This is a genomic window from Candidatus Hydrogenedentota bacterium, from assembly GCA_012523015.1.
In the GTDB taxonomy this organism is placed as follows: Bacteria; Hydrogenedentota; Hydrogenedentia; order Hydrogenedentales; family CAITNO01; genus JAAYBJ01.
This window is the reverse complement of the sequence record JAAYJI010000255.1, coordinates 1-11,303: the sequence shown is the minus strand read 5'-3', so window position 1 is coordinate 11,303 and position 11,303 is coordinate 1. Positions and strand designations below refer to the sequence as shown.

The window sequence follows — 11,303 nt, the reverse complement described above, 5'->3', positions numbered from 1 at the left end:
CGTTGCACCAGTTCCGGATCATAGGCACGAATCCCGCGCTTCAAGTCTTCGATGCGCTCTTTAACCAATTTATTTTGATTGGCAGCGGCAGGAATCAGGGAAGCAAAAATAAGCACTAAAGCAAACATGGACAGGACCCAATACAAGGCCCGTTCTTTGCGTCGCGCCACTTCCAAGATTCGCGGCGGAATCAAATTGATATCAAGAGAAACTTTTTCGACACTTCGCAACGCCATACCCAGCGCAGTACTCGCCTGCACTGCTTGTTCGCGCAGCGTTGCCGCTCCGGCTCCGATGTCACAATTGGCCGCGGGGTTGGCAAGGGCGACGGTCATGCCGAGTTGCCGAGTGAGATAGGGGATCATGTTTTTTAGAGCTGCGCCACCGCCTGTAATAAAGAGACGATTGACTTGGCCGCCCCCGGGCAGAGATCGAAAATAGGAAAAAGACCGGGTTATTTCGCCCACCAAACGCTGCATGACCCGACCCACGACTTCACCGGCTTTGCCGTCACGTTCGGGATCTTCTGTAGGAGCAAAACAACGTTCGCGCTTAATCTTTTCAGCGGAAACAAAGTCCATATTGAAGGCTTCCGCCAAGGCCTTTGTTATATCATTGCCGCCAAGATTTAAGGGGCGTGTAAATCGGAATTGATTACCCCGTTCAATAACAATGTCCGTGGTCGTTGCGCCTATATCGATTAAAGCGACGCAATCCCCTTTGTCACCGAACTGACCCGTATGCTTCAACCAGTTATAAGCGGCCAAGGGTTGAACGTCTACCACACCGACACCGTACTTGAGGGGCTTCAGAATTTCGAGGTATTTATCGACGACGTCAACTTTGATCGCCGCCATCATCACATCAAATCCGCCTGTTTCAGTTTGTCCCAGCAGTTGGTAGTCCAGCGCAATCTGATCTAAACCAAAGGGGATTTGTTGTTGAATTTCGTAACGTACGATTTGGTTGACTTTGTATTCGGGAACAGGTGGTAAGGTTCGGCAGCGAGTAAAGACAGATTGCCCGGGAACACCGAGAATTACTTTCCCCTTGCGAACCTTTCCTTCCTTGAGCACTTCACGCAGCGCCTTAAGACGCTGCTCGTTGCGGGCCGCCTCTTCCAGGCCGGGATCGGAATTATATTCGCGTTGGATGTATTTCGTGACCTGCAAGCTGCCTTTTACCTTGGCCATCTCGCACAAACGCACTGCGCTGGTGCCGATGTCAAGAACAACTCTTTTTTTCAGGCCAGACCATTTACCGGGCATAACCATACCTTCATGCTTCACGCAGAGAATTTAAATATACCATTTCCACTACCTGGGTCATTATAACCTTTCCAAGCCGTATGATAGTTTTAATCTTCCGCCACATTCGGCTTGAAGTAAACTCTTGACAAATATTGTAGTAAATATTAATTCAGATGTCAAGTATTAATTTCAACTATTTTCTAAAAGTCAAGTCAAGGAGCAATCAAAGACTAGGTAAAGCATAGTAAAATCAAGGTCATACAATCAAAAATAGATTTTATGACCCGTGAATTCTGTTCAAACAAACGTTAAAATCTAAGGAATGACAGATCAATATTTTCTCTTCAATCGTGCAACTCTTTGCACGAAACACTTTTTTATTGTCGCCTCGGAGACTTTTACAAAAGAAAAGGGATGATGCTAAAAAGCTCTTTCTTCGCGTCGATCGCTTAGATTTTTTTTGTTCTTGAGTACCACTTTAAAAAATAATGAAAGGAGTTGTCAAGAGAATACCTTATTCGGGTGGGTGATAAAAACTTTTCCGATCCTTGTTTTTTCTGCGCCGATAATTTCAAAAGAAAATGAAAGTACGTAAACATGATATTGTGTATTCCATCACATATCTTTATAATAGTTGGTGAAGCACAGTTATTTTTTTCACGGCAAATAAGCAGGATCAAATGTCTGGGCATTGCGGTTGATCTTTTCCGGTCCATCCTTGGCGCGGAAAGACAACCATCCCTGTCCTCGATTCTATGTTGCCTGTGACCATCGAAAATTTTAGAACGAAGGTATCTTAAAATGGTTTTGAGTTTATTGTTGTTATGTTCTCAGGTAGGTCTTGGACAAACAGGCTTGGTTGCCTATATTGCCGGTGGAACACAAAATTACAGCCAACTTTCCATTGTCGATGTCTCAACAGGACAAAGCGAATACATCGGTGAGAGTGCGTTGGACGCCTTTCCCGCGTGGTCTCCCGATGGCCGATGTGTTGCCTACCAAAGCAGAAATGCTGACGGTGTATGCATCCGATTAGCCTATCCTCGTGAAGACATCCCCGATGAAGCCTTGACTCATCAATACCCGGTCAACACGGACCCCGCATGGTCTGCCGATGGGAAACGCTTGGCCTATATCTCTTACACCGATTCCAATCCTTTCCCTTTAATTCAAGTTTACGATTTCGAGACAGCTCAGGAATCGACTTGGGGAGGCGATCAACAAGGTTTCGTTTCTGTTGCGTGGCTTGCATCAACAGACCTCATGCAAGCACTGAACCCCGAAGATCTTGAAGATGTGAAGACAGCTGGCTTACTCAAATTACGCGATGAAGCGGAAAAAACCGGCGTCTTAACAGCCATCGGCGTTTCTACCGACACGCCTCCTTTATCTACAGAATTGTATGTTGTGACGCCCTCCTATTCCTTGCCCTTGCTGCCCTTGTTAACAACCGACAGCAGCCGCTTCGTAAAGTATGGTCTCCGTCCTGATCATAAGGCGCGCCAAATCGCTTTTGAATCCAACGAAGGCGGCGATCGAGAAATCTTTGTCCTAGGCCGTCGCGGCATCATCAATGTCAGTAATCATCCGGCCGCCGATTGGAACCCCGTCTGGTCGCCCGACAACAATTGGATTATTTTTGAGTCCTTCCGCAACGGGCGTTGCGGTTTGTATAGCCTCTTAGTGAACACGGGAAATATTTCGCCGCTTATAGTTGACACCGCATACAACTGTTGGGCGGCGGATTGGTCGCCCGACGGTAAATGGATTGTCTTTGTGTCAGACATGGACGGCGTCCCGCAGTTGTATCGTATTCGACCTGATGGCAGCCAGCTGAAGCAACTCACAGAAGCTGCCCATGCCGCGCTGTCCCCTGTTTGGCAACCGAAAACAAAAGAAATGGAAACTACAGCAAAATGAATCGTTGTCTACATTACGTGCTAATCTTGGTTCTTCTAAGTTTAATGAATAGTGCTGCTTTCGCTCGGGATGAAAATGGTCTGCTGGCTTTGATCCAACTTCCGAACAATGGCATCCCCTCCGTTATTGAGCGCAGCGGTACTTTTAACGCCGTCCTTCAAAATGAAGCTGCCCTCTCCTTATCGAAGGACACTGAAAGCATCCCCCTTGAAGCGGTGTGGACGCGCCTGCCCGGCGGCGACTATTCCGCAGCATGTACAATCGATGAATCTGTGCCGCTCGGAGTCTATGCTCTCGAAGCACGGCATGGAGATCAGGTGGATATCAACAAGCGGGCTGTTTATGTGATTGAAGAAGTACCCGACAACTATCTTGCCGCCCATGTGACGGACGTGCACATTGGCAAAGAACGGAGTCCCAGCAAAGGGGTAGACACCTTTACAGCGATTGTAAATGAAATCAATGCCTCTGACGCAATCTTAACACTCATTACAGGCGACCTCTCTGAAAGTTCCGATCCCGATCAATTTCGCCAATTCTTGGAGATCATGGATTTGTGCGATACTCCAACTTTTGTTCTTCCGGGCAACCACGATCGCGGCAAAAATTATTATGAACTTTTTTTCGGTCCCCTGACTTACGCCTTCACCTTTGGCAAAGATGGTTATCTCTCTTTTGATACGAAAGACTACCTGATCGCAAGTGAATTTTCCGGACAAGATAATTTCTTGTATTACTATCGGAGACAAATCCGACCCACGAGATGGAGCATAGGCATCACCCATCGCTATGATGTTTCTATGGGCCTACGCTCACAAATAACCCTTTTCGTCGATGATCCGCTGGATTATCTTTTGTGTGGTCATGTGCACCGCGAAGCAGAGGAACGGGATGGTATCCCATGGGGACAAACACGAATCATCATTACACCGGCCGCGGTGGATGGCGTGTTTCGCTTTTTGAAAATCGATGAGACCGGGCTGCATGCTCAAGAGAGTATTCATCTAGGCATGACTCCCTTGGATAAGAACTAGCCTACTGATATTGAGCCGCCAATTCCCATTCAAAATCTTCCAATGTCCGGCGATAGGTTAGTTGGAAGGCTTCATCAATTTTTGTGCCGGAGCCTAAAGCACGAAGAAGCGAAAGCATCTTGGGGCGGCCAAAACGATTCCATAATAAATCAACTGCGGCATGAGACTGGAGGTAGGCATTGCGCAATGCTTCCGGCTGTTTGGCGGATACTTGATTGCCGCTCAATTGCGAGAAAGAATAGACGGCGCCGGTAGCATAATTTTCCTTCAGCCTCGCCACATCGTTACTCTCAAAGTTGCGGGATAATGCCTCGGCCAATCCCTCGTTGAGCCACCACGGTATTTTGTCGCCTGTAATATTACGGACCACAACGTGAATGTATTCATGCACCAGTCTGCGTTTTAATTCTTCTTGAGGCAGCCAATCGCCGTCCCCGTTGGTCAGGGGACTTCTAATTTTTCCGTCATAGACAGCGCCAATATGTCCGTCTAAACGAGTCGCCTCCGTAAACTGCTCCGCCGTATACAAGACAACATAAATAGGAGGCGCCGGGTAAATACCGCCAAGGAGCCGCCCTATATCGACATAGGCACGATCCAAAATAGAGGCGACGGAAGAGCGCAGCGCAGGCGTAATCCCGGGCGGATAGGTGATGCTAAAATGACGTGATTTCCAACGGTTAAAATCATATTCGACCGATTCCTCGCGAAAGGCTTTATCGTATCGCTTTTTCAATTCCTTCCGATCGGGATCTATTTCAAGCACATAGTCCCAATGCACCCGTGCTGAAGCCAAATCATTGTCCATATAATATGCTTGACCGAGCATCTCATGGGCTGTGAGGTCGCCGGGATTCAGCCGGATCGCTTCCTCGATATGGTAAATACCGGCGTTGACATCGCCCACATTCAGATGGTAGGTACCCAATTGTGTTCTTAATGGCGCGTGGTTAGGATCAATTTTTACGGCACGATCAAGATACGGGATAGCTTTACGAAAATCTTTTTCTTCACCATAAGTATTGGCCATGCCCTGATAGCTGTTACGCAGATTATGACGCACCACATCGCTGTCCGGTGCCAGCGCATAGGCTTTTTCCAAAAGGGAAATGGCTTTTGAATAATCGCCGGTATTATAGGCCTCCACACCTTGATTGTTGTATTCCGAAGAATTGACGTCTTGTGCGGCAAGATGTAGATGGGGAAAAGAAACAAGGGATAAAAAGACTATCAAAAGTCCTGTAGCATGTCGAATCATGGCAGTCCTTGGGGGTAATAGGCTATAGCCTCAATTTCCATGCGCATACCCAACGGTAAGCTTCCAACTTCTACGCAAGTGCGTGCGGGAAAATTTTCAGTAAAGTATGTTTTATAAACGTTATTGAATACCTGAAAGTTACGCATGTCAGACAAGTACACGGTCGTCTTAACAACATGCTCGAGATCCAGCCCAACGCCCACGAGCACTGTCTTCAAATTCTCCAGTGTTCGCGCGCTTTCCTCCTCAACCGTGCCATGAACGATATCGCTGCCATCGGCTGCCAAGGGCCCCGTACCTGAAATAAATAAAAACTCGCCAACCCGTACAGCATGAGAATAAGGACCCGCTGCCGGCGGTGCTCCTTCAACATGGATACATTGTTTATTCATTGTGGTCTCCAGCAACTTTATCTTTTTCTTATACAAAAAAAATTCGATCTCTATTTCCTAAGTGTATCACAGGCGACCCTAGCCTAGCCGACCGTTGCGCACCTCACCCATTCCATGAACCTCTTTCTCGCGTCATTACTTATGACAATAAATCTTCATGCAACCTCCGAGTTTACCGGGTCCGGCGCTTCGTCGTGTAAAAGTCAAACAACAACCTTTTTTCAAGATACCATGGTTCAATTCTTCGTTACTTTCCAATCCTCTTTGACACCTGGTGTACCGAAAATAGGAATTCCCAAAACCGGGGTCACCGTAGCACTATCGTTGTCAGAATCTGAGAGGCAGAACAAGGGAGGGAAATCATACGGGGCGCAATTGCAAGAATTGGCTTCGAAATAAAGACGATTGCATCGGGAATTAAAAAGATTAGACGCGTTAATGACTAAGAATTTTGAGACAACATGCTTTTCATTTTGTTTACAGTACAAATAAAAACTACTATAGATCTTTCGCCTGTTGTTTTATAAACTTCGTGGCTTATAAAGAGAAAAAGCAGTAGTTATTAAAAGAGAGGCTATAAACATAGAGGTCGCGAAAACAAAGGAACGTAGAATATCGAATGACGATAGTAGATAGAAGACAATGAACGCAGTTGTTGCTCCACATAGACTATAAAAAAATCTATAATATTTATTTTTAAATCGCTCGCAGTTCATCCTAAATCTATTTTTATATTCCTCGCTGTTCATCTTAAATACCTCCAATTCTTATTGGCCCAACTAAGTATATGCAGGTTCAAATTCGAAATGCAACTTGTTTCAAAGAAATAATTTCGATCGAATTCTGCAATTAAGCGCTTCCTTTGATCAATTATTTAGATATACAAGAGCACGAAGGTTATGGGCTTTTATAGGGATGATACGAAAGGCTAGATCACCTGTCAGCTCATCCCAAGCGGATTGTAAACGTCTGTATTTATAATTGATGAACACGCGTCTGTAGGGCGCGATCTTTTTCTTCTTGGCTAGCTTCACGAGATCTATTCAACGCCTTCATCTGTAGCCTTTCCCTATTCATGGAGTAACGAAAATGTGCGGTTTAGACGCAGTTGTCGTTGAAGATTGTACACAGACAAAGACATGCTCTTTTTATCCAACTGCACGACTCCAAAGCTCGCCTCTCTCCCCCGATTTATGGGCGATTTCAAATGACCGGGATTCATGTGGGGTATACCTTGCCGCAATTCTATATGAAAGTGGTGGGTATGGCCGCTTAAGAGGAGCTCGGTTTTCAACGGAATTTCTGTCAATGCTTGGATATCATGAACATACACTATTTGGGTGTTGTTAAATGTTGAAATACCCACCTTAGGTACGTAACCACTTCTGTAGGCGGAACACCACAGACCGGGTACCCCTTTTACCTGATATCCCAAGTGTTCCAAATATTCTTTATCTTCCCAATCATCGCCCAAGTGGATTAGGGAATCTATGCCAAAATCATCCGTCAAGATCCTAACCGCTTTCATCATCAGCTCACAATTATTATGGGTATCACTGAGCACGCCTATGATCATGGATTCCACTTTCTCTTGTTGCGAAGGTTCTAAGCTTGTTGTTAACAACAGCCGTCTAAATAATTATACAATGTATGGATAAAAAAAGATTTAACCTAAAAAAAGAGCGTATTCATTTTCTAAATAATTGCTAAGGCAGTGACCATAATAAAGGGCTAAAGCGACGGATTCGATCTTTGTTTCAACAAAAAAATTCAGCGGGGACAGATGTTTGACATACCTTCCCCTTGCTTGTTATACTTCAGTCCCCTGATTTATACTCTCCCAAATCTTAAAATCGATTGTTTTTCTTGGGGCGTCGCCAAGTTGGTAAGGCACCAGATTTTGGTTCTGGCATGCGTTGGTTCGAATCCAGCCGCCCCAGCCATTTTAATACGTTTAGGGGAGAAAACACGCCTGCAATAAATGAGAGGAAAGGTATGGAGTCGTGGATTTTTCTAATAGCATGAAGATATTCACCGGAAGTGCTTCTCAGCGATTGACAGAAGGAATTTGCCAACATTTAGGCATTCCTCTTGGACACGCAACTATCGGCCGCTTCAGTGACGGCGAAATTCATCTGCAAATCCATGACCATATCCGCGGTCACGATGTCTTCATCGTCAACAGCACCGCTCCTCCGGTAAACGACAATTTAATGGAATTGTTGATCTTTTGTGATGCAGCGCGCCGGGCATCGGCAGAACGCATCACAGTCGTGATACCCTACTATGGCTATGGTCGGCAAGATCGAAAAGATAAGCCCCGTGTGCCTATCACCGCGAAATTGGTTGCCAATCTCATTACTGCGGCGGGCGCGGATCGTGTATTAACCGTGGATTTACATTGCGGTCAAATTCAAGGTTTTTTTGATATTTTGGTAGATCATCTTTCTGCGGATATCGTTTTCTGCGAACATTTGCGCAAAATCGGCCTGCAGGAAAATCTCATGGTAGTTTCGCCTGATATGGGCAGTGTTGCGCGGGCGCGCAGCTTTGCCAATCGCTTGGGTGTTCCTATCGCGATTGTCGATAAACGCCGGCCCAAAGAAAACGAATCTGAGGTCATGAACCTTATTGGGCGTGTAGATGGTCACCATGCATTGATTTTGGACGACATGATCGATACGGGCGGCACACTGATAAAAGCTGCCCAAGCGATCATGGACCATGGAGCGCTGAGTGTGCGCGCTTGTGCGACTCACCCCGTGTTCAGCGGTCCGGCTCTGGATTTGCTTGAATCTTCTGTCTTAGAAGAAGTATTGGTAAGCGATTCTATACCTCTAGGTGAGCGGGCGTCTTCAATGAAACGAATCCAAATATTAACGCTCGCCCAACTGGTGGGAGAAGCAATGAAACGTATTCACAAAGATGAATCGATTAGCAGTCTATTTACGGTCTGATATGATTCGGAGGCTTAACGAAAAATGAAATTACATGAATTAAAAGCAAAAATGCGGTCGACGGGCCAAAAAGGATTTAACACGCAAACCCGTCTTGAGGGTAATGTTCCATCCGTATTATATGGCAGCGACAAAGACAACCTGTCCATTTCTGTGGAACGCAGCTCCTTGGAAAAAATTCTTCAATCAGAAAAAAGTATTCACGTCGTACTGGAATTGAAGTTTGAAGATAATCCTGAAGCCAATACCCCGGTGATCGTGAAAGAAATCCAGCGTCATCCTGTCAACAGCAAAATGCGGCATGTGGATTTTTTACGTATTCGTCTGGATGAGAAAATTCAGAGTCCCGTCGCTATTGTGCTGGTTGGTCGGTCTAAAGGTGTTGTTGAAGGCGGTATCATTGACCAACAAATTCGTGAAGTTATTGTCGAGTGTCTGCCCCAGGAAATTCCGGTTCAATTAGATGTGGACATTAGCGATTTGGATATCGGCGAAAGCATCCATGTCGCCAATCTGGTTGTGCCCGATAGCGTGACCATTATTTCTGAGTCCACGTTGACCATCGCCTCCATCCATGCGCCGCGCGTCGTAGAAGCTGAAGTTGAAGACGACGAAGCTGCAGAAGATACAGAGGAAACGGAATCCACAGAAGAGGCGTAATTGCTTCTTTAATAGGAATAATCGGTGTGAAATTGCTCATTGGTCTTGGGAATCCGGGCCGACAGTACGAGCGAACCCGCCATAACGCCGGATTTGTGGTGGCGGATCGAATCGCTGAAAAATTGCAGGTGAGCTTTTCACGGGTCATTAATAATGCCTTGGTCGCCCGCGCTTTTCACGCAGGCCATTCCGTGTTATTGATAAAACCCCAGACCTTTATGAATCTGAGCGGTCAAGCCATCGGCTGGTTGGCACGACGCTATGGCTGTGAGCCGACTGACATGTTAATTTTTGTGGATGATCGGCACTTGCCTTTGGGTACGGTACGCCTTCGTGCGGGCGGCGGCGCCGGCGGTCATAAAGGGTTGACATCGATTACTGATATCTTGGGAACTACCAATTTCAACCGTGGACGGTTGGGCATCGCGTCGGCGAAGATGCCCCAAGGAAACCTGTCCCCTTTTGTACTGGGCAGATTTACAGATGAAGAAATTCCGGTTGTCGAAAAGATGACCGAAAAAGCCGCGTCAGCGGCGCTGTTCTGGCTCGAACAGGGCATAGAGCAAGCCATGAATCAATTTAATCCACTTAACCCCGGATAGAAAGGTATACACCCATGTCCGATAAAAAACATATGATCAGTGTTCTGGTAGCGAACCAATTTGGTGTACTTGCCCGCGTGTCCGGCATGTTCAGTGCCAGAGGCTACAACATCTCGAGTTTATGCGTTGGTGAAACGGAAGATCCGACTGTCTCACGCATGACGGTTACGGTACGTGGAGATGATAATGTACTGGCCCAAATCATTCAACAGTTGAACAAACTGGTGGATGTTATGCGCGTTGAAGATTTAACCAACCGCTCATTTGTCGAACGTGAGTTGGTTATGATCCGTGTTAACGCCGACCAAAAACGTCGCAGCGAAGTCTTGGAAATTGCTGAAATTTTTCGCGGCAAAATCGTTGATCTCGACAACAGCACGATGACCGTAGAAGTAACCGGAGCACATGCCAAAGTCAAAGCCTTTATTGATATGATGCGTTCTTTTGGCATTATTGAAATGGTACGTACCGGAGAAATAGCCATTGCCCGTGCGGCAAACAGCTTAGAGAAAAAGGCAATCAAATAATTTTTCAAGAGGCTGTGGCGGTTTTCGGCAAAAATATACCGTACAAACACCCTAATCGACGGATGCGGAAAAGGCTTGTATTCCTAGCTTGAATCCACAGTCGATTCGATAAAGAGAGATGAATTTGATCTCTCCCTTGATAGTTTGTTATGCTATGTCGAACACAACGTTGGCAGGTATATAATCATTGCTTTTTCGTGTGGTGGGATGTCCGAGTGGCTAAAGGAGACGGGCTGTAAACCCGTTGGCTTGCGCCTACGTTGGTTCGAATCCAACTCCCACCACCATCTTTGATATCGTCTTTAAGACGTTTGTGTAAATTATCGGCGCGGGAATAGCTCAGTTGGTAGAGCATCAGCCTTCCAAGCTGAGGGTCGCGAGTTCGAGCCTCGTTTCCCGCTCCATTGGATTTTTCCTTAATTTTAAAGAGAGCCCGCGTAGCTCAGTCGGCAGAGCACTTCCATGGTAAGGAAGGGGTCATCAGTTCGATTCTGATCGTGGGCTCCACTCTCAAAAATGGGCGTTTACCGGTGGGATCATTCACCGGCGTTTAGTAAAATCCAAAAAATGTGTTTCAGAGTTGAAACCTAAGAGGAAAGACTGGAAAAAGATATGGCGAAGGCAAAATTTGAACGCACTAAGCCCCACGTCAACGTGGGAACCATTGGACACGTCGACCACGGTAAAACGACCCTTACCAGTG

11 protein-coding genes and 4 tRNA genes are annotated in these 11,303 nt (G+C 46.2%); 11 read left to right on the top strand and 4 right to left on the bottom strand.

Translation table 11 applies throughout. The features are described 5' to 3' along the window. A partial coding sequence (pilM, locus tag GX117_11230) for a type IV pilus assembly protein PilM (GenBank protein NLO33904.1) occupies nt 1–1,268 on the bottom strand: 1,268 nt, incomplete at its 3' end. Nucleotides 1,269–2,051: 783 nt separating this feature from the next. On the opposite strand from pilM, the gene GX117_11225 reads away from it, so the two are divergent. Further along, nucleotides 2,052–3,170 carry a hypothetical protein gene (locus tag GX117_11225; GenBank protein ID NLO33903.1) on the top strand — a complete coding sequence of 373 codons (1,119 nt, stop codon included), beginning with the start codon at nt 2,052–2,054 and terminating at the stop codon, nt 3,168–3,170. Beyond that, the gene (locus GX117_11220) at nt 3,167–4,204 is read left to right on the top strand and encodes a hypothetical protein (protein ID NLO33902.1); all 1,038 of its coding nucleotides are present in this window, start codon (nt 3,167–3,169) and stop codon (nt 4,202–4,204) included. The genes GX117_11225 and GX117_11220 overlap by 4 nt, the downstream gene beginning before the upstream one ends. A 1-nt stretch (nt 4,205) precedes the next feature. Here the strand turns inward: GX117_11220 and GX117_11215 are convergent, their stop codons facing one another. The 3 genes from GX117_11215 to GX117_11205 form a co-directional block, all read right to left on the bottom strand. After that, entirely contained in the window at nt 4,206–5,462 is a 1,257-nt protein-coding gene (locus GX117_11215; protein NLO33901.1) for a tetratricopeptide repeat protein, read from the bottom strand. Beyond that, nucleotides 5,459–5,854, bottom strand: coding sequence for a reactive intermediate/imine deaminase (locus tag GX117_11210; protein ID NLO33900.1), 396 nt, complete (start codon nt 5,852–5,854; stop codon nt 5,459–5,461). Before GX117_11210 ends, GX117_11215 begins: the two co-directional genes overlap by 4 nt. A gap of 1,069 nt (nt 5,855–6,923) precedes the next feature. Next, nucleotides 6,924–7,430, bottom strand: coding sequence for a metallophosphoesterase family protein (locus GX117_11205; protein ID NLO33899.1), 507 nt, complete (start codon nt 7,428–7,430; stop codon nt 6,924–6,926). 291 nt (nt 7,431–7,721) lie between these two features. Between GX117_11205 and GX117_11200 the strand changes: the two genes are divergently transcribed. From GX117_11200 to GX117_11160, 9 genes are all read left to right on the top strand, one after another. Beyond that, nucleotides 7,722–7,797 (top strand) — tRNA-Gln (locus GX117_11200). A gap of 78 nt (nt 7,798–7,875) precedes the next feature. Next, nucleotides 7,876–8,811 (top strand): ribose-phosphate pyrophosphokinase, encoded by a 936-nt coding sequence (locus tag GX117_11195; GenBank protein ID NLO33898.1) that lies wholly within the window; start codon nt 7,876–7,878, stop codon nt 8,809–8,811. A gap of 24 nt (nt 8,812–8,835) precedes the next feature. After that, a complete protein-coding gene (locus GX117_11190; GenBank protein NLO33897.1) occupies nt 8,836–9,471 on the top strand; it encodes a 50S ribosomal protein L25 in 636 nt (211 codons plus the stop codon). A 26-nt stretch (nt 9,472–9,497) separates the two neighbouring features. Continuing rightward, nucleotides 9,498–10,073 (top strand): aminoacyl-tRNA hydrolase, encoded by a 576-nt coding sequence (locus tag GX117_11185; GenBank protein NLO33896.1) that lies wholly within the window; start codon nt 9,498–9,500, stop codon nt 10,071–10,073. A gap of 14 nt (nt 10,074–10,087) precedes the next feature. Then, the gene (ilvN, locus tag GX117_11180) at nt 10,088–10,600 is read left to right on the top strand and encodes an acetolactate synthase small subunit (protein NLO33895.1); all 513 of its coding nucleotides are present in this window, start codon (nt 10,088–10,090) and stop codon (nt 10,598–10,600) included. A gap of 201 nt (nt 10,601–10,801) precedes the next feature. Next, nucleotides 10,802–10,887 (top strand) — tRNA-Tyr (locus GX117_11175). A 41-nt stretch (nt 10,888–10,928) separates the two neighbouring features. Further along, nucleotides 10,929–11,004 (top strand) — tRNA-Gly (locus tag GX117_11170). A gap of 27 nt (nt 11,005–11,031) precedes the next feature. After that, nucleotides 11,032–11,107, top strand: a tRNA-Thr gene (locus GX117_11165). 105 nt (nt 11,108–11,212) lie between these two features. Beyond that, nucleotides 11,213–11,303 (top strand): hypothetical protein (locus GX117_11160; GenBank protein ID NLO33894.1); only part of this gene is annotated, 91 nt, incomplete at its 3' end.